The 22,810-nt window shown below is 64.0% G+C and carries 28 protein-coding genes; 14 read left to right on the top strand and 14 right to left on the bottom strand.

Annotated elements, in window-relative coordinates:
• Positions 1-125: 125 nt before the first annotated feature.
• From corA to DH10_RS08000, 3 genes are all read left to right on the top strand, one after another.
• Entirely contained in the window at positions 126-1,100 is a 975-nt protein-coding gene (gene corA, locus DH10_RS08010) for a magnesium/cobalt transporter CorA (RefSeq protein ID WP_192256247.1), read from the top strand.
• Between the two features lie 115 nt (positions 1,101-1,215).
• Positions 1,216-1,677, top strand: a complete 462-nt coding sequence (locus DH10_RS08005; protein WP_192256249.1) for a MaoC family dehydratase — start codon at positions 1,216-1,218, stop codon at positions 1,675-1,677.
• Positions 1,674-2,144 carry a MaoC family dehydratase gene (locus DH10_RS08000; protein ID WP_192256251.1) on the top strand — a complete coding sequence of 157 codons (471 nt, stop codon included), beginning with the start codon at positions 1,674-1,676 and terminating at the stop codon, positions 2,142-2,144. The genes DH10_RS08005 and DH10_RS08000 overlap by 4 nt, the downstream gene beginning before the upstream one ends.
• A 44-nt stretch (positions 2,145-2,188) precedes the next feature.
• Here DH10_RS08000 and DH10_RS07995 read toward each other — a convergent pair whose 3' ends face one another.
• The 5 genes from DH10_RS07995 to petA all read right to left on the bottom strand — a co-directional run bounded on the left by DH10_RS07995 (position 2,189) and on the right by petA (position 6,607).
• Positions 2,189-2,734 carry an adenine phosphoribosyltransferase gene (locus DH10_RS07995; RefSeq protein WP_192384592.1) on the bottom strand — a complete coding sequence of 182 codons (546 nt, stop codon included), beginning with the start codon at positions 2,732-2,734 and terminating at the stop codon, positions 2,189-2,191.
• 268 nt (positions 2,735-3,002) lie between these two features.
• Entirely contained in the window at positions 3,003-3,698 is a 696-nt protein-coding gene (locus tag DH10_RS07990) for an acid phosphatase (protein ID WP_192256254.1), read from the bottom strand.
• A 140-nt stretch (positions 3,699-3,838) separates the two neighbouring features.
• Positions 3,839-4,696: a cytochrome c1 gene (locus DH10_RS07985; RefSeq protein ID WP_192256256.1), complete on the bottom strand. Its 858-nt coding sequence runs from the start codon at positions 4,694-4,696 to the stop codon at positions 3,839-3,841.
• A gap of 29 nt (positions 4,697-4,725) precedes the next feature.
• Positions 4,726-6,030 carry a cytochrome b gene (locus DH10_RS07980; protein ID WP_192256258.1) on the bottom strand — a complete coding sequence of 435 codons (1,305 nt, stop codon included), beginning with the start codon at positions 6,028-6,030 and terminating at the stop codon, positions 4,726-4,728.
• A gap of 16 nt (positions 6,031-6,046) precedes the next feature.
• Positions 6,047-6,607, bottom strand: coding sequence for a ubiquinol-cytochrome c reductase iron-sulfur subunit (gene petA / locus DH10_RS07975; RefSeq protein ID WP_192256260.1), 561 nt, complete (start codon positions 6,605-6,607; stop codon positions 6,047-6,049).
• Between the two features lie 312 nt (positions 6,608-6,919).
• Here petA and DH10_RS07970 point away from each other — a divergent pair, with 312 nt between their 5' ends.
• On the top strand, positions 6,920-7,264 hold the full coding sequence (locus tag DH10_RS07970) for a cupin domain-containing protein (RefSeq protein WP_192256295.1): 345 nt from the start codon (positions 6,920-6,922) through the stop codon (positions 7,262-7,264).
• A 16-nt stretch (positions 7,265-7,280) separates the two neighbouring features.
• Here the strand turns inward: DH10_RS07970 and DH10_RS07965 are convergent, their stop codons facing one another.
• From DH10_RS07965 to DH10_RS36720, 4 genes are read right to left on the bottom strand one after another with little or no spacing between them, the layout of a single operon-like run.
• Positions 7,281-7,592, bottom strand: a complete 312-nt coding sequence (locus DH10_RS07965; protein ID WP_192256262.1) for a DUF6665 family protein — start codon at positions 7,590-7,592, stop codon at positions 7,281-7,283.
• Between the two features lie 9 nt (positions 7,593-7,601).
• A complete protein-coding gene (locus tag DH10_RS07960) occupies positions 7,602-9,485 on the bottom strand; it encodes an ABC transporter ATP-binding protein (protein ID WP_192256264.1) in 1,884 nt (627 codons plus the stop codon).
• Positions 9,482-11,362: an ABC transporter ATP-binding protein gene (locus DH10_RS07955; RefSeq protein WP_192256266.1), complete on the bottom strand. Its 1,881-nt coding sequence runs from the start codon at positions 11,360-11,362 to the stop codon at positions 9,482-9,484. Before DH10_RS07955 ends, DH10_RS07960 begins: the two co-directional genes overlap by 4 nt.
• A 25-nt stretch (positions 11,363-11,387) precedes the next feature.
• A complete protein-coding gene (locus DH10_RS36720; RefSeq protein WP_246506556.1) occupies positions 11,388-11,786 on the bottom strand; it encodes a hypothetical protein in 399 nt (132 codons plus the stop codon).
• 485 nt (positions 11,787-12,271) lie between these two features.
• Between DH10_RS36720 and DH10_RS07945 the strand changes: the two genes are divergently transcribed.
• Positions 12,272-12,730: a tRNA (cytidine(34)-2'-O)-methyltransferase gene (locus DH10_RS07945; RefSeq protein WP_192256268.1), complete on the top strand. Its 459-nt coding sequence runs from the start codon at positions 12,272-12,274 to the stop codon at positions 12,728-12,730.
• A 274-nt stretch (positions 12,731-13,004) separates the two neighbouring features.
• Positions 13,005-13,448, top strand: coding sequence for a redox-sensitive transcriptional activator SoxR (gene soxR, locus DH10_RS07940; RefSeq protein WP_192256270.1), 444 nt, complete (start codon positions 13,005-13,007; stop codon positions 13,446-13,448).
• 3 nt (positions 13,449-13,451) lie between these two features.
• Here the strand turns inward: soxR and DH10_RS07935 are convergent, their stop codons facing one another.
• A complete protein-coding gene (locus DH10_RS07935; RefSeq protein ID WP_192256272.1) occupies positions 13,452-13,709 on the bottom strand; it encodes a hypothetical protein in 258 nt (85 codons plus the stop codon).
• Positions 13,710-13,830: 121 nt separating this feature from the next.
• Here DH10_RS07935 and hemF point away from each other — a divergent pair, with 121 nt between their 5' ends.
• A complete protein-coding gene (gene hemF / locus DH10_RS07930) occupies positions 13,831-14,745 on the top strand; it encodes an oxygen-dependent coproporphyrinogen oxidase (protein ID WP_192256274.1) in 915 nt (304 codons plus the stop codon).
• Between the two features lie 242 nt (positions 14,746-14,987).
• On the top strand, positions 14,988-15,242 hold the full coding sequence (locus DH10_RS07925; RefSeq protein ID WP_192256276.1) for a DUF1344 domain-containing protein: 255 nt from the start codon (positions 14,988-14,990) through the stop codon (positions 15,240-15,242).
• Here DH10_RS07925 and DH10_RS07920 read toward each other — a convergent pair.
• Positions 15,232-15,561 carry a hypothetical protein gene (locus DH10_RS07920; protein WP_192256278.1) on the bottom strand — a complete coding sequence of 110 codons (330 nt, stop codon included), beginning with the start codon at positions 15,559-15,561 and terminating at the stop codon, positions 15,232-15,234. The two genes, DH10_RS07925 and DH10_RS07920, sit on opposite strands and share 11 nt — an antisense overlap.
• On the opposite strand from DH10_RS07920, the gene DH10_RS07915 reads away from it, so the two are divergent.
• The 3 genes from DH10_RS07915 to DH10_RS07905 all read left to right on the top strand — a co-directional run bounded on the left by DH10_RS07915 (position 15,560) and on the right by DH10_RS07905 (position 17,666).
• Positions 15,560-15,745, top strand: coding sequence for a DUF1059 domain-containing protein (locus DH10_RS07915; protein ID WP_059188453.1), 186 nt, complete (start codon positions 15,560-15,562; stop codon positions 15,743-15,745). The two genes, DH10_RS07920 and DH10_RS07915, sit on opposite strands and share 2 nt — an antisense overlap.
• A gap of 273 nt (positions 15,746-16,018) precedes the next feature.
• A complete protein-coding gene (locus DH10_RS07910; protein WP_192256280.1) occupies positions 16,019-16,597 on the top strand; it encodes a hypothetical protein in 579 nt (192 codons plus the stop codon).
• An 88-nt stretch (positions 16,598-16,685) separates the two neighbouring features.
• Positions 16,686-17,666: a S8 family serine peptidase gene (locus tag DH10_RS07905; RefSeq protein ID WP_192256282.1), complete on the top strand. Its 981-nt coding sequence runs from the start codon at positions 16,686-16,688 to the stop codon at positions 17,664-17,666.
• Between the two features lie 28 nt (positions 17,667-17,694).
• On the opposite strand, the gene DH10_RS07900 is transcribed toward DH10_RS07905, so the two are convergent.
• From DH10_RS07900 to DH10_RS07890, 3 genes are read right to left on the bottom strand one after another with little or no spacing between them, the layout of a single operon-like run.
• Positions 17,695-18,963, bottom strand: a complete 1,269-nt coding sequence (locus tag DH10_RS07900) for a CCA tRNA nucleotidyltransferase (RefSeq protein WP_192256284.1) — start codon at positions 18,961-18,963, stop codon at positions 17,695-17,697.
• Positions 18,960-19,592 (bottom strand): CoA pyrophosphatase, encoded by a 633-nt coding sequence (locus tag DH10_RS07895; RefSeq protein WP_192256286.1) that lies wholly within the window; start codon positions 19,590-19,592, stop codon positions 18,960-18,962. Before DH10_RS07895 ends, DH10_RS07900 begins: the two co-directional genes overlap by 4 nt.
• Positions 19,592-20,221 (bottom strand): DUF1285 domain-containing protein, encoded by a 630-nt coding sequence (locus DH10_RS07890; protein WP_192384593.1) that lies wholly within the window; start codon positions 20,219-20,221, stop codon positions 19,592-19,594. The genes DH10_RS07895 and DH10_RS07890 overlap by 1 nt, the downstream gene beginning before the upstream one ends.
• Before the next feature lie 154 nt (positions 20,222-20,375).
• On the opposite strand from DH10_RS07890, the gene DH10_RS07885 reads away from it, so the two are divergent.
• From DH10_RS07885 to DH10_RS07875, 3 genes are all read left to right on the top strand, one after another.
• Positions 20,376-21,380, top strand: a complete 1,005-nt coding sequence (locus DH10_RS07885; protein ID WP_192256288.1) for an AAA family ATPase — start codon at positions 20,376-20,378, stop codon at positions 21,378-21,380.
• Entirely contained in the window at positions 21,380-22,348 is a 969-nt protein-coding gene (locus tag DH10_RS07880; protein ID WP_192256290.1) for a DUF58 domain-containing protein, read from the top strand. The genes DH10_RS07885 and DH10_RS07880 overlap by 1 nt, the downstream gene beginning before the upstream one ends.
• On the top strand, positions 22,345-22,810 hold a 466-nt coding region (locus DH10_RS07875), incomplete at its 3' end, for a BatA domain-containing protein (RefSeq protein ID WP_192384591.1). The genes DH10_RS07880 and DH10_RS07875, both read left to right, overlap by 4 nt.

The following is a 22,810-nucleotide window of genomic DNA, read 5'->3' as shown; positions in this document are numbered from 1 at the left end:
CTTGTCGCGCGTCTTGACCTGGCAAGATCGCGGGTCTAATCCGCTGGTGCTCGCGGGCTCCTCGAAGCCCATGCAATCCTGACGACGCTTCGAAATCTCTTTGGTCCAGCAAGGGAGACCCGGCGATGATCAAGGCCTTCGTCGTGGACAATGATCGCCTGCGCGTCACTGACAACCTCGCCGCGGACGGCGACAGGGTCGTCTGGGCGGACCTTTTCAATCCGACCAAGGAGGAAGAGGCCGCCATCGAGAGCTGGCTGGGCATCGCCATCCCGACGCGCGAGGAGATGGAAGAGATCGAGATCTCCAGCCGCCTCTATGTCGAGGACGGCGGCTACTTCATGACCGCCGTGCTGCCGGCCCAGACCGAGGTCGACGACCCGTTGATGTCGCCGGTGACTTTCGCGCTGGCCGGCAAGAGGCTGATCACCATCCGCTATCACGAGCCGAAGGCCTTCAAGACCTTCCCGCTGCGCGCCGAAAAGGTGGCGACCGGCTGCACCAGCGGCGACACCATCCTGATCGGCCTGCTGGAAGCGATCGTCGACCGCCTCGCCGACATCCTCGAGCGCGCCGGGCGCGATGTGGAGGCGATCTCGCGCGACATCTTCGAGGCGCGCTCGACCAAGGCCTCGAAGCGCAACCGCGATTTCCAGGAGCTGCTCAAGGGCATCGGCCGCAAGGAGGATCTCGCGTCCTCCGTCCGCGACAGCCTGATCTCGCTGCAGCGCCTGGCCGGCTTTCTCGCCCATGTCGCGGCCCAGACCAAGATGAGCAAGGATGTGCGGGCCCGCATCAAGACGCTGTCGCGCGACGTGCTGTCGCTCGCCGACCACGCCACCTTCCTGTCGCAGAAGATCTCCTTCCTGCTCGACGCCACGCTCGGCATGATCTCGATCGAGCAGAACGCCATCATCAAGATCTTCTCGGTCGCCGCCGTCATCTTCCTGCCGCCGACCCTGGTCGCCTCGATCTATGGCATGAATTTCGACATCATCCCCGAGCTCAAATGGGAATTCGGCTATCCCTTTGCCATCGGCCTGATGGTGGTCTCGGCGATCCTGCCCTTCTGGTATTTCCGCCGCCGCGGCTGGCTCTGACACTTCCAGCCGGAAACGACTGGCTCACCAGAAAGGACTTGACCAAATTGGCTCGGGCCGTCATCCGGGATGCCCGACCTTAGGGATTCACGCGTTCGTCAACCGGATTGCCGACATGACCGGAAAGACCTGGGCCTATGAGGACTTCGTCGAGGGTGCTTCGCTCGACCTCGGCAGCAAGAATGTAAGCGCGGCCGAGATCATCGAATTCGCCAGCGAATTCGATGCCCAGCCGATGCATCTCGACGAGGAGGCCGGCAAGGCGAGCATCCTGGGCGGCCTTTCGGCTTCGGGCTGGCACACCTGCGCGATGTTCATGCGCATGCTGTGCGACGCCTTCCTGCTCAATTCGACCTCGCAAGGCTCGCCGGGCATCGAGCATGTGAAATGGAAGAAGCCGGTACTGGCCGGCGACCGGCTCACCGGCAAGGTCACCGTGCTTTCCAAGCGCCAGTCCAAATCGAGGCCTCAGCTCGGCCTCGTCAGCATGCGCAGCGAGTTGTTCAACCAGCGCGGCGAATGCGTCTTCGAGCTCGAGAACACCGGCATGTTCCTGACCCGAGAGGCCATCGCGTGACCCTGGACGAGTATTTCCTCATCGGCGAAACCGTCACGCTGGGCTCGCATAAATTCGAAGCGGACGAGATCAAGGCGTTCGCCAAGAAATACGATCCGCAGGTCTTCCATGTCGACGAGGAGGTGGCGAAGAAGAGCGTGCTCGGCGGTCTGTGCGCCTCCGGCTGGCACACCGCCGCCACCTGGATGAAATACAACCTCGAAAAGCGCATGGAGACCGAGGGTGTGCGCTGGACCGGTCCCGGACCGCAGCCCGAATTCGGCCCCTCGCCGGGCTTCCGCAACCTCAAATGGCTGAAGCCGGTCTATGCCGGCGAAACCGTGACCTTCACCCGCACGGCGCTCGCCCATCGCCCGCTTGCGGGGCGCCCGGGCTGGAGCCTGCTCACGCTGCGTTCGGAAGGCTTCGATTCGACCGGCGACAAGGTCATCGAGTTCGACAGCGCGGTGCTGGTGAAGGTGGAGTAGCGGCAGCTCTCCTTCTCCCTTTGTGGGAGAAGGAAGAGGTTGGCTCAATGCCCCTCGAAACCGATCAGCGTCCTTACCGGCACACCGAGCGCTCCCAGCTTCCGGCGCCCGCCGAGATCCGGCAGGTCGATGACGAAACAGGCCGCGACAATGTCGGCGCCGATCTGCCTGAGCAACTTCACCGCCGCTTCCGCAGTGCCGCCGGTGGCGATCAGGTCGTCGACCACGATCACCTTCTCGCCCGGCGAGACACCGTCCTTGTGCATCTCCATCTCGTCCAGACCGTATTCGAGGCTGTAGGCGACACGCACCGTCTCGTAGGGCAGCTTGCCCTTCTTGCGGATCGGCACGAAGCCGGCCGAGAGCTGGTGCGCCACGGCGCCGCCAAGGATGAAGCCGCGCGCCTCGATGCCGGCGATCTTGTCGATCTTCAGCCCGGCATAGGGATGCACCAGCTCGTCGATGGCGCGGCGAAAGGCGCGCGCATCGCCAAGCAGCGTAGTGATGTCGCGAAACAGGATGCCGGGTTTGGGGTAATCTGGAATGGTGCGGATCGCGGCAAGCAGCGTGTCTTCGAGGGAAGGTTTCATGAGACGAGGCTCCGCGTGTCCGGCTGTCGGGTATGAACGGCGTCAACGCGCCCGGCGCAACGCAACCAACAACGGCTACCGCGACGCGGCGTCGGACACAAGCGCGTCCGGCAAAGGATTGGCGTCGCTGCTTTGTCCCAGCTCGCGTGGTCTTCCAGCGGTTCTCGGCCTGTGCATGGCTGCGATGGAAACTCTGGACCTGCCCTCACCTTCCGCGCATGAAAAAGGGCGCCCGCGGGGCGCCCTTGCTGACAACCATGAGGCCGGATCACATGCCGAGGTCGGAACGCAGTTCGGAGCGCGCCACTTCGTACTCGGCCTTGAAATCGGGGCGGCTGAGCAGAACGGCGGCAATGACACTGCCGGAAATCTTGCCCATCTCGATATCGGACGGATAGTGGATGCCGCCGACCACGCGGTTGTGGGCATATTCGGCGGCGCGGGCCATGATCTCGGCGCGCTTTTCCGGCACCATGTCGGACAGGATGATGCCCATCATCGTGCCGACCGTCGCATGGCCCGACGGCCATGAGCCGGAATTCGACAGCTTCACCACGGGCTTGACGAGATCGCTGAGCTGATGCGGGCGCGGGCGCTTCCAGACATCCTTGGCCGGGTCGACGACCGCGCCTTCTGTGGCCACGACGCGATCGAAGAAGGCGCTGAACTTCGGCAGGGTCCCCTTGTTGAACTTCGGCCCCATGACGTCGGCAAAGCGCCAGACATTCTCTTCGGCATCGGCGATGGCGCGCTTTTCCATTTCGGGCGTCCGCGTCACCTGCAGGGTCAGCACCTCGCCGAGTTCCGCCTTCGTCTCGGCCGAATCGTTGGCCGGCGGCGGCGGCAGGATCAGCGTCAGGTCGATGTCCTTGCTGGTGACGAAGGGCTGGGCGTCCTCGGCGCGGACTGCCGGACTGGCGACAAGAAGCAGCAGCACGGCTGCAAGCGGTGCGAATCTTTTCATGGGCGTGATCCTTTGAGGTGGGGCAAGGCAGGATCGCCACGCGTGATGACGGCCATGTGACATGGCCGGCCGCAAGTGGTCTCGAGATGCAAAAGGGCGCCTTCGCGGCGCCCTTTTTAAACTTCTCGAATATGGGGGGCTCAATGCGCCACGTCGGCCCACACCTTGCGCTTGGTCATGTAGACGAGCGCGCCGAAGATCAGCAGGAACACCAACACGCGGAAGCCGGTCTTCTTGCGGTCCTCGAGATGCGGCTCCGCCGCCCACATCAGGAACGCGGCGACGTCACGCGAATACTGGTCGACCGTCTGCGGCGAGCCGTCGTCATAGGTCACCTGGCCATCGGAAAGCGGCTTCGGCATCTTCAGCGACACGCCGGACAGGAAGTACGGATTGTAGTGCGTGCCTTCCGGGATCGCCATCCCGGCCGGCGGCGTCTGGTCGTAGCCGGTGAGCAGCGAGTGGATGTAGTCCGGGCCGCCCTGGGCGTACTGGGTGAAGATGTCGAAGACGAAGCGCGGGAAGCCGCGCTCGACGCCGCGCGCCTTGGCAAGCAGCGACATGTCGGGCGGCGCGGCGCCGCCATTGGCGGCCGCGGCTGCCTGCTCGTTCGGGAACGGCGCCGGGAAGTGGTCCGACGGCTTGCCGGGCCGGTCGAACATGTCGCCGGCATCGTTCGGGCCGTCATGGATGGTGTATTCGGCGGCGAGCGTCTTGATCTGCGCCTCAGAATAGCCAAGCCCTTCCAGCGTGCGGAACGCCACTAGGTTCATCGAGTGGCAGGCCGAGCAGACTTCCTTGTAGACCTTCAGGCCGCGCTGCAGCTGGGCCTTGTCGTAGGTGCCGAACGGGCCGGCGAAGGTCCAGCTCATTTCCTTCGGTTCGTTGATCGGGAAATGCGTCGGCGCGGCTTCGGCGTGCCCCTCCTGGGCCATGGCGGCTCCAACGCCTGTCGCTAGAAGGCCAAGCACCGCCAGCGAGGTGAGAATCTTCTTCATGCCAAATCCCCTTGGATTCTCTTTATCGCTCAGCCCTTGGTTTCCGGCGCGCTCACCGCGCCTGCCGGATGGCCGCCGGCCCCCTTGTTTTTCTTTTCCAGCACCGCCTCGGTGATCGAGTTCGGCAGCCGCCGCGGCGTCTCGATCAGGCCGAGCACCGGCATGACGACCAGGAAGAAGGCGAAGTAGAACAGCGTCGCCATCTGCGCCATGAACACATAGCTGCCTTCCGCCGGCTGCGAGCCCAGCCATCCGAGCAGGATGGCGTCAGCCACGAACAACCAGAAGAACAGCTTGTACCAGGGCCGGTAGACCGCCGAGCGCACCTTGGAGGTGTCGAGCCACGGCACCAGGAACAGCATGGCGATGGCGCCGAACATGCACAGCACGCCGCCGAGCTTGGAATTGATCGGCCCGATGTTGAAGGTGATGGCGCGCAGGATCGCGTAGAACGGCAGGAAGTACCATTCCGGTACGATGTGGGCCGGCGTCTTCAGCGGGTTGGCGACAGTGTAGTTGTCCGGGTGGCCGAGATAGTTCGGCAGATAGAAGACGAAATAGGCGAAAATGAACAGGAACACGATCATGCCGAACGCATCCTTGATGGTCGCATAAGGCGTGAAGGCGACGGTGTCGGTCTTCGACTTGACCTCGATGCCGGTCGGGTTCGACTGGCCGACGACATGCAGCGCCCAGATGTGCAGCACGACGACGCCGGCGATCATGAACGGCAACAGGTAATGCAGGGCGAAGAAGCGGTTCAGCGTCGGATTGTCGACGGCGAAGCCGCCAAGTAGCAGTTCCTGGATCCAGTTGCCGACCAGCGGAATGGCGCTGAAGAAGCCGGTGATGACGGTGGCGCCCCAGAAGCTCATCTGTCCCCAGGGCAGCACGTAGCCCATGAAGCCGGTGGCCATCATCAGAAGGTAAATGATGCAGCCGAGGATCCACAGCAGCTCGCGCGGCGCCTTGTAGGAGCCGTAGAAGAGGCCGCGGAAAATGTGGATATAGACGGCGACGAAGAAGAAGGAGGCGCCGTTGGAATGGAGATAGCGCAACAGCCATCCCGAATTCACGTCGCGCATGATCTTTTCGACCGAATCGAAGGCGAGATTGGTGTCGGACGTGTAGTGCATGGCCAGCACGATGCCGGTCAGGATCTGCGCGGTCAGCATGATCGACAAGATGCCGCCGAACGTCCACATGTAGTTGAGGTTGCGCGGTACCGGATAGGCGACGAAGCTGTCATAGATCAGCCGCGGCAGCGGCATGCGCGCGTCGAACCAGCGCTCGATGCCGGTCTTCGGCGTGTAGGTGGAATGTCCCTCGCTCATCGAAATATCCCCTGCCTCAGCCGATACGGATCTTGGTGTCGGAAATGAACTGATAGACCGGGATCGCCATGTTCTCGGGCGCCGGGCCTTTGCGGATGCGGCCGGCGGTGTCGTACTGCGAGCCGTGGCACGGGCAGAACCAGCCGCCGAAATCGCCTTCCTGGCCGAGCGGGATGCAGCCGAGATGGGTGCAGACCTGCACCATGACCATCCAGGCTTCCTTGCCGGGCGTTGTGCGGTTGGCGTCGGTCGCCGGCGCGTCGGAGGCAAGGTTGGCGTTGCGGGCGATCGGGTCCTTGAGATCGTTGAGGCTGACCGCCTCGCCGTCCTTCATTTCCTTCTCGGTGCGGTTGCGCACCACGACCGGCTTGCCGCGCCACTTGACGATCAGCGAGCTGCCGGGCTGCAGCGAGGAGACGTCGACTTCGACCGAGGCCAGCGCCAGCGTCGAGGCGTCCGGGCGCATCTGGTCGATGAACGGCCAGGCGACGGCCCCTGCGCCGACCACGCCGGCCATGCCGGTGGCGATGTAGAGAAAATCGCGACGGTTGGGATCGTGGATTTCGGTTGCGCTCACGGGTGCCTGATCCTTTCGCCTCTTTCCGTGCCGGCGGCCGAGCCTTGTCCCCGCTCAATCGCGCCGGCCCGACAGCGCATGGCGAACAGGCTAGCGAATTCCTCCGGCATTTGGAGTTGGGTTTATGCGTGAAGCCCGTTTTTGTCCAGTCGGGTGAAGGCACAAGGGCACATTGTCGCGGCTGCGTGGCGCGGCTAGGTCGGATGCCCCGCCGGCAGACCGGCGAAGGCCATGAAATAGCGGGAAATCGGGAGCGAAAACGGTGGCTTGTTCGCCTCGACAGCACTCGTTGGCCCGGTCTATTCTCCGCCCATGGCGCATGTCATCGACCGCGACAAATGGGCTGAAGCCCCCGACCGCTGGCAAGGCGAGCTGCAATGCGGCGCCTGGGGTTCCAAAAGCTGCCTGATCTTCAACTATCTGCCGGAGATCGGCGGCGGCCCGCGGCTGCACAAGCATCCTTATGCGGAGATCTTCGTCATCCGCTCCGGAACCGGCCTGTTCACCGTCGGCGACCAGCAAATCGAGGCGTCCGCTGGCCAGATCCTGATCGTGCCGCCCGACACGCCGCACAAATTCACCAATCTCGGACCCGGCCCGCTTGAGACCACCGACATCCATGAGAATGGCCATTTCATCACGGAATGGCTGGAATAGATTCGGATCGGCCTTCCTAGCTCGCGCCGAGCCTGACCAGCACTGCCCTTGGGATGTTGTATTCGCGGATCACGACGTCGTGCCGGCGAAGGCCGCAGAGTTCGCGCTGGATGAAATAGCCGTGGACGGCCGCCGCAGCCTCCTTGAGCAGCCGGTTGCGATCTCCGCCCTCGCCGTTTTCGCGCAGCTTCGCCAGTGTCTCCTCGACGCGCTGGCCGGCGCGGCCAAGCGCGGCCGCCTTTTCGGCGAGGATTTCGTGGCCGAGTAGGTCGAGCGCGCTTTCCTGCGCGCCTGACCGTCCGAAATTGCAGGGCATTCTGACCGACATGGCTGCGTTCTACCCCGCCGGGCGCGTCTCTTCCAGCACGCTTTCCTCATTGAACAGGAAGCCGCCGGACTGGCGCTTCCAGAGCCGCGCATAAAGGCCGTCGAGCGCCACCAGCTCGTCATGCGTGCCCTCCTCGACGATGCGCCCGTCGTCGAGCACGACCAGCCGGTCGAGCGCGGCGATGGTCGAGAGCCGATGGGCGATGGCGATGACGGTCTTGTCCTCCATCAGCCGCGCCAGATTCTCCTGGATGGCCGCCTCGATGTCGGAATCGAGCGCCGAGGTCGCCTCGTCGAGGATGAGGATCGGCGCATCCTTGAGGAAAAGGCGGGCGATCGCCACGCGCTGGCGCTGGCCGCCGGAGAGCTTCACGCCGCGCTCGCCGACATAGGCCTCGTAGCCGGCCCGCTCGCGGTTGTCGCGCAGGCCCATGATGAAATCATGCGCCTCGGCTTTGCGCGCCGCGGCGATCACCTCAGCATCGGTCGCGTCCGGCATGCCGAGCTTGATATTGTCGCGCAGCGAGCGGTGGAAGAGTGCGGTATCCTGGCTGACCACGCCGATATTGGCGCGCAACGAATTCTGCGTCACCCCGGCGATGTCCTGGCCGTCGATCAGGATCTTGCCGCCCTCGAGGTCGTAGAGGCGCAGGATGAGATTGGCCAGCGTCGTCTTGCCGGCGCCCGACGGGCCGACCAGTCCGACCTTCTCGCCCGGCCGCACGACAAGGTCGATGCCGTCGAGGACCCCTGCCCCCTTGCCGTAGTGGAAGGTGACGTTCTTGAGGTCGATGCGGCCACCGGCAACCACCAGTTCCTTGGCGTCCGGTGCGTCGGTCAGGCCGAGCGATTGCGAGATCAGCGCCTTGGAATTCTCCAGCACGCCGAGATTCCTCAAGATGCTGTTGAGCTGCATCATTACCCGTCCCAGCAGCATGTTGAGCCGCAAGACGAGAGAAAGCGTGAAAGCGACGGCGCCGACGGTGATCGAGCCCTCCACCCAAAGATAAACGGCAAAGACGGCGATTGACGTGATCATGATGCCGGAAAGCGTCGTCAGCGCCATGCGCACGCCAGTCAGCCGGCGCGTGAACGGCCGCAGCGCATCGAGATAGATGTCGAAGCCGCTGCGGATATAGCGGTCGTCGCCGTCGGCGGCGAACAGCTTCAGCGTCTGCACATTGGAATAGGAATCGACGATTCGGCCGGTGATCATCGAGCCGGCCTCGGCGGTCGCCTCGGCATGCTTGCGGATCGCCGGCAAATAGAGCCTCGCCAGCCAGGCGAAGGCGGCGATCCATATCACCACCAGCACCGCCAGCCTGAGGTCGAGGCCGGCGACCAGCGCCAGCGTCGTCACCGTGTAGACGATCATGAACCAGATCACCTCGATGAAGCTCTCCATCAGGTCGCCGGTTGCCTGCCCCGCCTGCCAGACTTTGGTGGCGATGCGCCCGGCGAAATCGTTCTGGAAGAAAGCGTAGGACTGGCGCGAGACATGCCGGTGCGCCTGCCAGCGCACCAGGCTGTAGAAGCCCGGCGTGATCGTCTGCTCGTCGACCAGCGCCGAAAGGCCGACCACCAGCGTGCGGATGACCAGCACCACCGCGCCCATGAACAGAAGCTCGGGACCGGCGGCGGCCCAAAGCGCATGCCAGCTGCGCTCGCCGGGAAGCTGGTCGAGGATGTCGACCAGCCGTCCGACGAAATAGAACAGCCCGGCCTCGACCAGCGGCGCGATGCCGCCGATGATCAGCATGGCGAAGAAGGCGAGCTTCGCCTGTCCGACATAGTGCCAGAGGAAGCCGCCGACGCTGGCGGGTGGCCGAAGATTCGCGGGCTCGCGGAACGGGTAGACCCAGCTTTCGAACCAGCGATAGACGGCCTTCATCATTCCGCGGCTTCACCCTTGGCAATAGCGTCATTGGCGGCCTCGGCTGGAACCTCGTCGAGCAGGAAGCCGCCCGACTGGCGCCGCCATAGCTGGGCATAGAGCCCGCCCCTGGCGACGAGTTCCTCGTGCGACCCTTCCTCGATGACGCGGCCCTTGTCCATGACGACGAGCCTGTCCATCGCGGCGATGGTCGACAGCCGGTGCGCGATGGCAATCACGGTCTTGCCTTGCATCAGCTTGTAGAGGTTCTCCTGGATCGCCGCCTCGGCTTCCGAATCGAGCGCCGAGGTCGCCTCGTCGAGGATGAGGATCGGCGCATCCTTCAACATGACGCGGGCAATGGCGACGCGCTGGCGCTGGCCGCCGGACAATTTGACACCCCGGTCGCCGACATGGGCGTCGAATCCCTTGCGGCCGTTGTGGTCCGAAAGTCCGCCGATGAAATCGAGCGCCTCCGCCCTCCGCGCTGCCTCGATCAGCATCTCGTCAGTCGCGTCGGGTCGGCCGTAGAGGATGTTCTCCCGCACCGACCGGTGCAGCAGAGATGTGTCCTGCGTCACCATGCCGATCTGCGCGCGCAGCGAATCCTGCTTCACCCCGGCGATCTCCTGGCCGTCGATCAGAATCCGGCCGCCTTCCAGGTCGTAGAAGCGCAGCAAGAGGTTGACCAGCGTCGACTTGCCGGCGCCGGAGCGGCCGACGATGCCGACCTTCTCGCCGGGCTTCACGGTGAGCGACAGGTTGTCGATGACGCCCTTCTGCTTGCCGTAGTGGAAGCCGATGTCCTCGAAGCGGATCTCGCCCCGGCTAACGGCGATGTCTCTGGCGCCAGGGCGGTCCTCGACCAGCCGCGGCAGCGAGATCGACTGGATGCCGTCCTGCACCGTGCCGATATTCTCGAACAGGCCCGACATCTCCCACATGATCCACTGCGACATGCCCCACATCCTGAGCACCAGGCCGATGACCACGGCGACCGCGCCGATCGTCACCGCATCGGCGAGCCACAGCCACAGCGAGATCGCCGTGACAGTGAACAAAAGCAGCGAATTCAGGATGTAGAGCAGGCCGTAGAGCACCGTCACCAGGCGCATCGAGCGGTACACGGTATCGAGGAAGCCCGCCATGCCTTCCCGAGCGAAGGCCGCCTCGCGGCGCGCGTGGGAAAACAGCTTCACCGTCTGGATGTTGGCATAGCTGTCGACGACACGACCAGTCATGGTCGAACGCGCATTAGCCTGTTCCTCACCGACCTTGCCGAGCCGGGGAATAAAATACCGCAGCAGCGCAATATAGCCGATCAGCCATACGCCCAAGGGTGCGGCCAGCCGCAAGTCCGCCGAGCCGACGATGAACAGCATGCCGAGAAAGTAGACGATGACGTAGTTGAGGACGTCTATAACCTTCATGACGCAGTCGCGCACGGCGAGTGCGGTCTGCATCAGCTTGGTGGCGATGCGGCCGGCGAACTCATCCTGGTAGAAAGCCATCGACTGTTTCAGCAGGTAGCGATGCACCTGCCAGCGGATGCGCATCGGGTAGTTGCCCATCATCGTCTGCTGGTTGAACAACGAACGCACCCAGACCGTGCCGGGCAGCGCAAACAGCACGATGAAAGCCATGCCGGCCAGTTTCCAGCTCTCGGTCTGCAGGAAGGTTTCCCGGTTCTGCGCCGACAGCCAGTCGACGATGCGGCCCATGAAACCGAACATCCACACTTCGGTGATGGCGATCGCCGCCACCAGCACTGCATCCACGACGATGTAGGGCCAGACGCCGCGCGTATAGTGCACGCAGAAGGCGACCAGCGTCTTCGGCGGCTCGACCGGCTCCGCGGCGGGAAACGGGTCGAGCCTCTTTTCAAACCAGCGGAACATTCCGGGCACTCGACTGTCTATGCGCTCACGCAGCGCGGGATTGATGGGCAAGGCCGTTCGGCCGCGCTGCGCGACGGGCCGGCGATACGGAATCAACTGAATCGCCGGCCCTGCTTCGCGCAATATAGGGTGTCGCGGGCTTTTCGCCGACAGGCTCGTTTGGCGATCCTGACGACACGTTGGAGCCAGCCCGCGCTTTCTCACCGGGCCGGAACAGCCTGACGACACGGCGCACCAGCGAAGGCCGGCCGGGATCGGGCACGGCGCGCGAGAAATCAACGTCGGGCAACATGCCGCGATGCGGACGCCGGCGCGTCTCGGCGTGCACCGCCGACGAATAGGTCTCGCCGATCAGCAGCGCCCAGGTCGCCATCTTGCGCTCGTGCAGGCTTCTTGAACCCGGTATTTTATAGGGATCGAACATCGGTCCGTCCTCCATGTGCAAATGCGTTAAAAAGGGTGATACGAACTCAACCTCCGGCATTCGGCCGGAGGCGCGAAATGCGTCGGTCGGGACATGACGGCAAGCGTCAGCCCGGACATGACGGCAAGCGTCGGTCCTGACACGTTCGGGTGGGGCGCGGCGGCCCTTTGGCAGTTTGAAAAACATCGCGAGATTCCTTCGAAAACCGAAAACTGGGTTCGGCGGGAATCGGTGCGATGAGGTCTTAAAGTGTCAGAAGAATCGTCGTACCGAAACCGCCGTTGGGCATACAAGAGCCCCGGAGAGGCGCTGCCCGGAGAGGAACTGGAAGTGCATGGTAATCATCTGGTCCCCCTCCTTCGGTTCGGGTTGACGATGGTGGGCATATACTCGACTTCGCAGAAAATGGCCACCCGCCAGTCCAGAAATCGCCAAAAGCGGGAGACGCCTGTGGCCGATCTGCCACTTATTAGAAAGATGCGGAAATGAACGACCGTCTCCGCATCGCGCTCTACCAGCCTGATATCGCCGGCAACACCGGGACAATCCTGCGCTTCGCCGCCTGCCTCGATCTCAGTGTCGACATCATCGAGCCGGCCGGCTTTCCGCTCTCCGATCGGGCGCTGAAACGGGCCGGCATGGACTATCTCGAAATGGCGGCGCTTGCCCGTCATGCCGACTGGCACGCCTTCGAGGAATGGCGCAGGGCGAACGCGCGCCGCCTTGTGCTGCTCACCACCAAGGCCGCGACCGCCTACACGGAGTTTGCTTTCGCCGCCGGCGACATCCTTCTGTTCGGCCGCGAATCCGCCGGCGTGCCGGAAGAGATTCACGAGGCGGCGGATGCGCGACTGACCATTGCGATGCGGCAAGGCGCGCGCAGCATCAATGTCGCGCTGTCCGTCGCGATGGTCGCGGGCGAAGCGCTCCGCCAGCTCGGCTAAAGCAATTCCAGGAAAAGTGTGAAACGGTTGGGCTCGGCGACTTCGCCGTAGCCTTCCGTCCGGAATTGCGTCAAAACAAAGAGCTTGAGCGGTTCTGCGTTTTCCCGAAACGATAAACCGCTCCAGCATCCTCAGCCCTTGCTCGCCGTCGCGGATCGCCTCCCCTTCTGCCGTCATTTTCACCCAGGCGCACATCGCCTTCTCCTGCATTTGCCGTATCAACGTTTCTTCGCTACAAGCTCAACCTAACTTGAGGTCAAGCGGAAATTGCGAAATGGCTCCGGTACGGGAATTGACGGTCGGCCAGGTGGCGATGCGCAGCGGCGTGGCGGTGTCGGCGCTGCATTTCTACGAGGCGCGCGGGCTGATCCGCAGCCATCGCACGGCGGGCAACCAGCGGCGCTACAGCCGCGACGTGCTGCGACGGGTGGCGATCATCCGCGTCGCGCAGGAGGTCGGCATCTCGCTCGCCGAGATTGCCGCGGCGTTCCGGTCCCTGCCCGAGGGCCGCACCCCAACGCGCGAGGATTGGAATCTGCTTTCGACGGCCTGGCGCGACGGGCTCGACCACAAGATCAGCCAGTTGAAGAAGTTGCGCGACGGGCTGACCGACTGCATCGGCTGCGGCTGCATGTCGATCGACAAATGCCCGCTCAGGAACAAGGAAGATCGGCTGGCGCGGGAGGGCACCGGGGCGAGGCGGCTGGTGGTGGGCTGACGGCTAGTCTGCCGCCGGCAGCCTCCGCATGGTGAACTCGATGACATCGCCCGGGCGTTCGAACCAGCTTTCGATCTCGGTCCAGTAGGCCTGCTTGGGAAAGCGCTCGAACCATTCCTTCGCCTTGAGGCGCGCGGCCGGACGGGGCAGCACGAAAGTCTCGCGCAGGAATCCGTCGCGCGGCTGCCCTTCGCGCTCGGCCCGCGAGCGCTCCAGCCTCTTCCTCAAGCCATCCAGCGGCGGTCTTGCCGGGGTGCGCACGAAGGAACTCCCTTGCACCTTGGTCAGACAGGACTTGACCCTTGCCCTTAAGAGATTAGGGATCGCGCGCGGAAAAAACGAGTCATTTGTCGGGCAAGCAAGCCCGTGACTGGAGACGGAATTGGAACGACCTGACCTTCCCGTGGGCCTGCCGGCCGACATCGAACAGAAGAAGATGAAGGCCCGCCTCTGGTTCGAAGCGCTGCGCGAGCGCATCTGCGCCACATTCGAGCAGATCGAGCAGGAACTCACCGGACCGCAATCGTCCTGGTCGCCCGGGCATTTCGAGAAGACTCCCTGGGAGCGCGACGAGGGCAAAGGCGGCGGCGGCACCATGTCGATGATGCGCGGCCGCGTTTTCGAGAAAGTGGGCGTACACACATCGACCGTCTACGGCGAATTCTCGCCCGAATTCAGGAAGCAGATGCCCGGCGCTGAGGAGGATCCGCGCTTCTGGGCGAGCGGCATTTCGCTGATTGCGCATCCCTGGAACCCCAACGTGCCGGCCGTGCACATGAACACGCGTATGGTCGTGACCACGCGCCACTGGTTTGGCGGTGGCGCCGACCTGACGCCGGTGCTCGATCGCCGCCGTACCCAGGACGACCCCGATACGCTCGCCTTCCACCGCGCTATGCAATTCGCCTGCGAGAAGAACGCCGCCGTCGCCGACTATGCGAAATACAAGGCATGGTGCGACGAGTACTTCTTCCTGCCGCACCGCGACGAGCCGCGCGGCATCGGCGGCATCTTTTTCGACTGGCTGCATTCTGACGAGGACAAGGGTGGTTGGGACGCCGATTTCAATTTCGTCCAGGATGTCGGACGCTCTTTCCTCGTTGTCTATTCCCACCTGGTTCGGGCCAATTTCAACGAGAACTGGACCGACGGCGACCGCGACGAACAGCTCATCCGGCGCGGCCGTTACGTGGAATTCAATTTGCTTCACGATCGCGGCACCATCTTCGGCCTGAAGACCGGCGGCAATGTCGCCTCGATCCTGTCCAGCCTGCCGCCCGAGGTAAAGTGGCCGTAAAAATCCGGTGAGCGGGACGCTGGCCGCATTGATGTTCCATTCGCCGAATCTTGGCGGACAATGTGGCGGCGGCAATTTCTTTTTCGTCTAATATCCTTTTGAAAAAATTGAGTTATTTAACGTTTCCGGGTCGGGAAGCGCCGGCGGTCCATCTCCCATGGGCCGCGACCCGACGCGTCCGGACGGCCTGATCGAGAGGGGTGCCTTCCCAAACGGTGCCCGCATTCCAGGAGAGCATGCCAATGCGCAAGCTTATTGTGACGGCAGCAGCCGCTGCCTTTCTCGCCTCCGGTGGCGCCGCGTTCGCCGCGGTCAAGCACACCACGGGCACGGTCAAGAGCTTTGATGGAACGGCCATGAGCCTTGTTCTGGACAACGGATCGACCTTCACGCTGTCCAAGGCCTTCAAGGATCCTGGCATCAAGCCGGGCGAGAAGGTCCGCGTTTCCTGGGATATGAGCGGCAAGATTGCCGAGGCCGTCAAGATCATGAAGTGACGGCCTGCGGCCTTGGCAAGATCATGAAGTGACGACCTGCGGCCTTGGCAAGATCATGAAGTGACGGCCTGCGCAGCCTTGGCAAGCTTAGGCAACAGAAGGCGGAGCCCTGGGGCTCCGCCTTTTTCGGCTTCAGCACTTTGACCGCCCTCCGAACGGCATGACTCTTGATGCAACCGAAGCCGGCGACATGTGTTATGGTTGTCCACTTGAGCAATTCCAGGAAAAGTGCCCGGCGGTTTTCCGCGCGGGATTGCGCAAAACAATAGCTGGAGCGGTCAAGGCTGAACCGCTCCGCAGCAAGGAAAGGAAAACCCATGAAGGAATTCCAATGCGGAACACTCGTCCCTGGCTGTGACTGGCACACGCGCGCCGAGGAAGAGGCGGAGGTCATGCGCCGTGCCGTCGAGCACATGCGCGAGACCCACGGCGAAACCATCATCCGCGAGACCATGATCGAGGCGATCCGCTCGCGCATCCAGAAGGTCCGCGACGCGGCCTGAGGCATCCGGTCGCCATTTCGTACGACCACCAACAAAGACGGTGAGCGGGATGCAGCATTCAGGCGCATCTCGCTTCGTTTGCGTCCCGATCGCCGGCAACGGCCCGGCTTCGCCGAATTCAAACAAAAACTTATATTCGTATCGGCTTGGATAACCCTACGGTAACGGTATGCATGCGATCGTCGCGCGCATGATCCGGTCACAAGCGGCTGTCCGAGGAGCCGTTCGCCACCAGGGCGCTGGCCGGGTTCGGTGGGACGAGGTGCTTCGCGCATGCGCGAAAAATCGGACAATCGAGGCGGTTCCCGCACAGCGGCGCTCCTATTGTGCGCGTTCGTGGGCGCGTCGCCCGTGGCCGCTCAGGAGATGACCACGTCGCTCGTGGATATCCGCCAGGGGTCTTGGCTCAGCGACCGCGCAAGAGGCCTCGGCAATGGCGGCTACGAGTTGCAGGACGGAAGCTGGGTCTCGTTCAATCGGTGGTACCACAGCAATTGGGTCGACATGCATGTCGATTTTCTCACGCAGATCACCGAAAACAGCGGCATTCTGTGGGGTTTTGGGACCGGGGAACAAGCCGAGAAATACCGCATAGCGCCGAGCCTCAAGCTCGGTTTTCTCACCCAGACCCATCCGAGCCTGAACAGCACGCTGTCTCTTTCTGTTACCTCGACCTTCGGCGGCAACCTGACCGAAAAGCCCTGCGTGGCCGACTACGGGGATCTGGGCACCTACAGCGTCAACTGCCGGCTCGCGGCCGGCGAGACGGCGCCTGAGGAAACGCTGAAATATCTGGTTAACGCTACACCCGAGAGGTTGCGCCTGTGGCTCAATTACCGTGTTACTTTCTGACCGCCGGAAGGCCATACATGCGAAGTCTTCTTGCTTTCCGGATTCGCAAATCGTCCATCCTCGTTCCTGCTTGACCGGGAGTAAGACCATGTCTGGTAATATCTGGAAGTTCGGCATTGCCGCGGCACTCACCATTCTGCCGGCATGCCTGGCGTCGGCGCAGGAAGCTCTCGACGCGGACCAGACGGCCGCGATGTGCCACGGCGGCGGGTCCATATGCGTAAGCGCAAAGATACCGGCTGCGCGAACGACACAAGCGGTGCAGAGCTGGATGAGCCCCGATGTCGGTGCCGCATGGGCTGCGGGCTACAAAGGCAAGCGTGTCACCATCACCATCGTCGACGACTTCAGCAGTTCATCGCGCTTCTCCGGCAATTTCGGCATTGGCGTGCAGACCCAGCGGCATGGTGAATGGACGCGTGAAGAAGCAAGCATGATCGCTCCGGCCGCGACCATACGCTCCAAGGATTTCTCGACGGGCTCGGCCGTCTCGCTGGCAAGCGGTCTGAACGTGCTCAACCTCAGTTATGGCATGTACGCGAATGCCGGCTACAGCGTGAACCAGATCGGGTGGGCCCCGGAGGAGGCATCGATCATCTCCTACGCCACCAAGGGATCGGCCATAGTGTCGAAGGCGGCTGGCAACGACGCGGTCGCCGTAGGCGGGATCACCGGCGGCCAGCAGGACTATCTCGACCTCGCCCTGATCGGCAAGCCGACGGCGATCTTTGTCGGGGCACTGTCGACGAACGGCACGACATCGAACAAGGCTCAGCTTGCCTGGTATTCCAACTACGCCGGCTCCGACCCGCTCGTGCAGGGCCAATTCCTGGTGGTCGGCGTCGAAGGCGACAAGACCGGCCTTTACGGCACGTCCTTCGCCGCGCCGATCATCTCCGGATACGCCGCGATCATCGGTAGCAAATTCACGAAGGCAACGCCGGTTCAGATCACCAACGACCTGCTCAACACGGCTCGTACCGACACGCTGGTCAATTACGACCCGTCGATCTACGGCAAGGGCGAGGCAAGCCTTTCGCGCGCCCTGGCCCCTGTGGCGATCCATTGACCGGCACCGATCGATCCGGCCTGTCGCTCTAAGCCCCGAGAGCCTTCGCGGCGCGTTTGAGCAGCGCGCCGCGGTCCATGATGAACCCGGAATCCGCCCATTCCTTCTCGAGTTTTTTCAGCGTGGCGCCAAGCTTCGGGCCGGGCGAGGCGCCGAGGTCGGTCAGATCGGCGCCCTTGACCGGGAACACCGGTTTTTCCCATTTCAAGGCGAAATTGAGCAGGCGCGAGAAACCACCGGGTTCAATCATCGCCTGATTGTCCTCGACCGCGCGTGCGCGCGCGGCGGCGAGCGCGAGCCGCAGCCGATCGACGAAGCCTTCGCGATCGCCGAAATAGAGCTTTTTCGAGAATTCCGTCTCTGTCGTCTTGGGTTCAGGCTGAGCAGTCAGCGCCCAGCGCCGCAGGCGTTCCCCTTCGCCGGTCGAAAATCTCAGCCTTTCGGCAAGTGTCTTCATGCGCGCGGCATCCGGCGGAACCATTGCCTCCAGCCGGAGCAGCGGATCGGCATTCCAGCCGAGATCCTCTTCGGTCCTGACCAGCCCGTGGATGGCGTCGATGCCCCACTTCTCGCTCTCCGGCAGCACGGCCGTGAGAACGCCGGCCTGGCGCATCCACAGCAGGGCACGCGAAGGATCGGGCGCCAAAAGCAGCTTCTTCAGTTCGGACCAGACGCGCTCGGCCGAAAGCCTGCCGAGCCCGTCCTTCAGCCTGGCGCAGGCCTTCAGGCCCTCAGCGTCAGGCCGGCCGTCGCCGTACCAGGCAAAAAAGCGGAAGAAGCGCAGGATGCGCAGATAATCCTCGCGGATGCGCGCTTCCGGATCGCCGATGAAACGCAGCCGCCTCGCCTCGATATCGGCGACGCCGCCGACAAGGTCGACAACCGTCCCGTCGGCTTCGGCATAGAGCGCGTTGATGGTGAAGTCGCGCCGCTCGGCGTCCGCCTTCCAGTCGCGCCCGAAGGTCACTTTCGCCCGCCGGCCGTCGGTCTCGATATCGGCCCTGAGCGTCGTGACCTCATAGGCCTTGCCGCCGGCGATTGCCGTGATGGTGCCGTGCTCGATCCCGGTCGGCACGGTCTTGAAGCGGGCGGCCTGGGCGCGGCGGATTGTTTCCTCGGGCACGGTCGTCGTGGCGATGTCGATATCGGCGACCGGCTGGCCGATCAGCGCGTTGCGCACCGCTCCGCCGGCCACGCGCGCCTCCTCGCCGCCTTCCTTCAGCGCGGCAAGCAGCTTCTGCAGATGCTTTTCGCCCAGCCAATCGGCCTGGCCCAAGAGAGACACCTCAGCGCTCACGCATAGAGCCTTTCATAGAGTGTGCGGATGATGCCGGCGGTGACGCCCCAGATGCGCTGGCCGCCATAGGGCATCTCGTAGAAGAACCATTCGAGGTCGTTCCACATGCGGCTGTCGCGCGCGTGGTTGACAGGGTCCATCAGGAAGCGCAGCGGCACCTCGAAGGCGGCGTCGACCTCGTCGGCATTGAGCGTCAGCGAAAAGCCCGGCCGCACCACGGAAAGCACCGGCACGATGCGGTAGCCGCTGCCTGAGATATAGTCGGGCATACGGCCGATGATTTCGATGTGGTCGCGGTCGAGGCCGATCTCTTCGAAGGTCTCGCGCAACGCTGTGGCCTCAGGGCCGGGATCGGTCGGATCGATGGTGCCGCCGGGGAAAGCCACCTGGCCGGAATGGCTGCGCAGCCTCTCGGCGCGCTTGGTAAGCAGGACCGCGGCGCCATCGGCGTGATCGATGACCGGGATAAGCACAGCGGCGTCGCGCAGCGGCTTTATGTGCTTCAGCCTGGGATGGCCTGGATTGAAGCGATGATCGCCGAACTCGTTGCCGGCTTGCGCCTCCGGCTGCGCCGCGACACGGGCGCGAAAATCCGCGATCGAGAACGGCACCGGCGCCACCTGGTCCATCACGCGCTCAGCCGCTCGAGCTTTTCGACCGGCATGATCGGATAGACCTCGCCGCCGGAGCGGACGGCGAACATCGCTTTGCCGTCGATGTCGATCTCCTCGCCATGCTCGACCAGTTCGTACATCACCGGCCGCGCCACCAGAGCTTCCAGCCGACCGCGCACCAGCACGTAGGGCTTGAGCCCGCCCGTGGTGTCCTCGTCGACGAAGCGCAGCGGATGGCCGGGCCCGGCGGTGACCACGTCGCCGACATTGGTGCGGAAGGTGACGACCTGCCCGTCGCCGGTCCCCGACACGTTCATCTCGACGGCGATGAAGGGCGCGTCTACGACGCGGATCCCCACCCGCTCCACCGGCGTCACCAGATAGGTCTTGCCGTCGGCGTCCTTGCGCAGGACGCTCGAAAAGAGCTGTACCAGCGGCATGCGCCCGATCGGCGTGCCGAGATAGAGCCAGGTTCCGTCGGCCTTGATCTCCATGTCGAGATCGCCGCAGAAGTCCGGATTCCAGCGCTCTACCGGAGCCGGTCCCTTGTCCGCGCACGACGCCCGCGAGATCAGCGCTTCCAGACCACGCGCCTCTGTGGCGCGGGTCAAACTCTGTTCGCGATGCTCGACACGTTCGGTCATGGTCACGAAATAGTCACTGTTGTCCCGATTGTCAGCCTTGTCAGCCCAAGTCTGTGATTTAAGTTCGAATGCAGGCGCCAGGCGAGGCCGAATCGCGGCATTCTGCGACTTTGAGAGTGCAGGCCGGTATTTCCAACCACAAGGATCGAACGGCATGAGCGTGATGATCAAGGAAAGCCCGTTGAGTGACAAGGCGATGATCGAGCAGGCCGAGAAGGCGCTGGCCGACATCTCGAAGGTGCGCGATGCCGTAGGCCGCGTGATCTTCGGCCAGGAAGCCGTCGTCGAGCGCACGCTGGTTGCGCTGCTGGCCGGCGGCCATGCGCTGCTTGTCGGCGTGCCGGGCCTCGCCAAGACCAAGCTTGTCGAGACGCTCGGCATCGTGCTCGGCCTCGATTCCCGCCGCATCCAGTTCACGCCCGACCTGATGCCGTCCGATATCCTCGGCTCGGAAGTGATGGAGCAGGACGAATTCGGCAAGCGTTCCTTCCGCTTCATCTCTGGGCCGATCTTCACCCAGCTTTTGATGGCGGACGAGATCAACCGCGCCTCGCCGCGCACACAGTCGGCGCTGCTGCAGTCGATGCAGGAATATCACGTCACCATCGCCGGCGTTCGCCACGACCTGCCCTCGCCTTTCCACGTACTGGCGACGCAGAACCCGCTGGAACAGGAAGGCACCTATCCGCTGCCGGAAGCCCAGCTCGACCGCTTCCTGATGCAGGTCGACATCCTCTATCCGGAGATCGAAGCCGAACGCCGCATTCTGCTCGAAACCACCGGCGTCGAGGAGGCCAGGACCGACAATGTACTGCAGTCGGCCAGGCTGAAGGAGATTCAGACGCTGATCCGCCGCATGCCGGTGCCGGAAAGCGTCGTCGAGGCGATCCTCAAGCTGGTGCGCTCGGCTCGTCCCGGTCAGGGCATTGCCGACACCGACAAGCACGTCGCCTGGGGCCCGGGACCGCGCGCCAGCCAGGCGCTGACACTGTGCGCGCGAGCGCGCGCCCTATATGATGGAAGGCTGGCGCCGTCGGTCGACGACGTCCGTGCCTTGGCGGAGCCGGTGCTGCAGCATCGCATGGCGTTGACTTTCGCTGCTCGCGCCGAAGGCACATCCGTGCGCGACGTGGTGGCGAAACTGGCAAAAGGCATCTAATGGGTCGAATAGGCGAGGTCCAGGCACCGGTTGCGACGCGCGACGCGCTCGCCCGCGGCCGGTTGCGGGCCTCTCTGGTGCCGGACCTGCTGGTCGAGGCGCGCCGCATCGTCAACACCGTGATCGCCGGCTGGCACGGCCGCCGCAAGCGCGGCATCGGCGAGAATTTCTGGCAGTTCCGCCCCTATGTCGAAGGCGATGCCTCGCGCATCGACTGGCGCCGCTCGGCCCGCGACGACCACACCTATGTGCGCGACCGCGAGTGGGAAGCGGCTCATACCGTCTGGCTCTGGTCCGACCCCTCGCGCTCCATGCTCTACAAGTCCGCCGGAGCCGGCGTTTCCAAGGAATCGCGCGCGCTGGTGCTGACGCTTGCCCTGGCCGAGCTTCTGTCGCGCAGCGGCGAGCGCATTGCCTGGCCGGGCCTCACCGACCCGTTCACAGCCCGCAACGGCGCCGAACGCATCGCGGCCCAGCTCAGCCATGCCGGCAACCTGCCGGCCAAGCCCGACCTCTCGGCCATCCGCCGCTTCTGCGACATCGTCATCGTCAGCGATTTCCTCGATCCGGTCGGGGAAACCATGGCCTGGCTCGACGTGCTCGCCCGTCACGGCGTACGCGCGCATCTGATCGAGGTCGCCGACCCGGCCGAGGAGACCTTCCCTTATTCCGGTCGTACCGAATTCACCGATCCCGAGACCGGCGACAAGCTGACCGCCGGCCGCGCCGAAACGCTTAAAGACGAATACCGCCTGCTCTACACCGCCCGCCGCGAGGAACTGGCCGGCTGGTGCAAGCGCCTCGGCTGGAGTTTCACCGTCAACCATACCGACCGCCTCGCCTCCGAGGCGCTCGTGCGGGTCCACATGGCGATGACCGCCGACAGCAGCCGCCCAGGGCTGGCTGCCGGCGGCAGCCATGCAGGGCTGACTGCCGGCGGCAGTCATGCCGGAAAGGCGCTCGCATGAGCTGGCTGCCGCTCTCCTTCGGCGCGCCGATGGTGCTGTGGGGTCTGCTGGCCCTGCCGGTGATCTGGTGGCTGCTGAGGCTGACGCCGCCCAGGCCGCAGACCGAGGTCTTTCCGCCGCTGAGGATCCTTGCCCGCGTCCTGAGGCGCGAGGAGACGCCGCATCAAAGCCCCTGGTGGCTGACGCTGCTTCGCCTGCTGATGGCCGCCCTTGTCGTCACCGCGCTCGCCGAACCGGTCTTCAATCCGCGCGAAAAGCTGCCGGCGGAGGGCTCGGCGCTTGCGCTGGTCATCGACAATGACTGGGCGAGCGCGGCCGATTGGGGCAAGCGCGTCGCCACCGCCGAGCGGCTGATCGCCGACGCCGGCTCGAACGGCGTGCCGGTCGTCATCGCCTTCACCGCCGAGAAGCCGAATGCCGAGATCGGTCCCTTCGATGCATCGGCCGCGCTCGACCGCCTGC

Origin of the sequence: Mesorhizobium silamurunense (assembly GCF_014843825.1) — a bacterium.
Taxonomy (GTDB): Bacteria; Pseudomonadota; Alphaproteobacteria; order Rhizobiales; family Rhizobiaceae; genus Mesorhizobium; species Mesorhizobium silamurunense.
This window is presented reverse-complemented; position numbering and strand designations above follow the sequence as displayed.

Bases quoted from the DNA above. Each gene is read 5' to 3' on its own strand.
- DH10_RS07965 (WP_192256262.1), bottom strand. From the start codon at position 7,592: ATGTCGGTCAGAATGCCCTGCAATTTCGGACGGTCAGGCGCGCAGGAA.
- DH10_RS07990 (WP_192256254.1), bottom strand. From the start codon at position 3,698: ATGAAAAGATTCGCACCGCTTGCAGCCGTGCTGCTGCTTCTTGTCGCC.
- DH10_RS07980 (WP_192256258.1), bottom strand. From the start codon at position 6,030: ATGAGCGAGGGACATTCCACCTACACGCCGAAGACCGGCATCGAGCGC.
- DH10_RS07995 (WP_192384592.1), bottom strand. From the start codon at position 2,734: ATGAAACCTTCCCTCGAAGACACGCTGCTTGCCGCGATCCGCACCATT.
- DH10_RS36720 (WP_246506556.1), bottom strand. From the start codon at position 11,786: ATGTTCGATCCCTATAAAATACCGGGTTCAAGAAGCCTGCACGAGCGC.
- DH10_RS07910 (WP_192256280.1), top strand. From the start codon at position 16,019: ATGCGCGAAAAATCGGACAATCGAGGCGGTTCCCGCACAGCGGCGCTC.
- DH10_RS07880 (WP_192256290.1), top strand. From the start codon at position 21,380: ATGGGTCGAATAGGCGAGGTCCAGGCACCGGTTGCGACGCGCGACGCG.
- DH10_RS07925 (WP_192256276.1), top strand. From the start codon at position 14,988: ATGCGCAAGCTTATTGTGACGGCAGCAGCCGCTGCCTTTCTCGCCTCC.
- DH10_RS07905 (WP_192256282.1), top strand. From the start codon at position 16,686: ATGTCTGGTAATATCTGGAAGTTCGGCATTGCCGCGGCACTCACCATT.
- DH10_RS07955 (WP_192256266.1), bottom strand. From the start codon at position 11,362: ATGTTCCGCTGGTTTGAAAAGAGGCTCGACCCGTTTCCCGCCGCGGAG.
- DH10_RS08005 (WP_192256249.1), top strand. From the start codon at position 1,216: ATGACCGGAAAGACCTGGGCCTATGAGGACTTCGTCGAGGGTGCTTCG.
- DH10_RS07920 (WP_192256278.1), bottom strand. From the start codon at position 15,561: ATGGGTTTTCCTTTCCTTGCTGCGGAGCGGTTCAGCCTTGACCGCTCC.
- DH10_RS07885 (WP_192256288.1), top strand. From the start codon at position 20,376: ATGAGCGTGATGATCAAGGAAAGCCCGTTGAGTGACAAGGCGATGATC.
- DH10_RS07945 (WP_192256268.1), top strand. From the start codon at position 12,272: ATGAACGACCGTCTCCGCATCGCGCTCTACCAGCCTGATATCGCCGGC.
- soxR (WP_192256270.1), top strand. From the start codon at position 13,005: ATGGCTCCGGTACGGGAATTGACGGTCGGCCAGGTGGCGATGCGCAGC.
- DH10_RS07970 (WP_192256295.1), top strand. From the start codon at position 6,920: ATGGCGCATGTCATCGACCGCGACAAATGGGCTGAAGCCCCCGACCGC.
- DH10_RS07890 (WP_192384593.1), bottom strand. From the start codon at position 20,221: ATGACCGAACGTGTCGAGCATCGCGAACAGAGTTTGACCCGCGCCACA.
- corA (WP_192256247.1), top strand. From the start codon at position 126: ATGATCAAGGCCTTCGTCGTGGACAATGATCGCCTGCGCGTCACTGAC.
- DH10_RS07895 (WP_192256286.1), bottom strand. From the start codon at position 19,592: ATGGACCAGGTGGCGCCGGTGCCGTTCTCGATCGCGGATTTTCGCGCC.
- DH10_RS07915 (WP_059188453.1), top strand. From the start codon at position 15,560: ATGAAGGAATTCCAATGCGGAACACTCGTCCCTGGCTGTGACTGGCAC.
- DH10_RS07985 (WP_192256256.1), bottom strand. From the start codon at position 4,696: ATGAAGAAGATTCTCACCTCGCTGGCGGTGCTTGGCCTTCTAGCGACA.
- DH10_RS07960 (WP_192256264.1), bottom strand. From the start codon at position 9,485: ATGATGAAGGCCGTCTATCGCTGGTTCGAAAGCTGGGTCTACCCGTTC.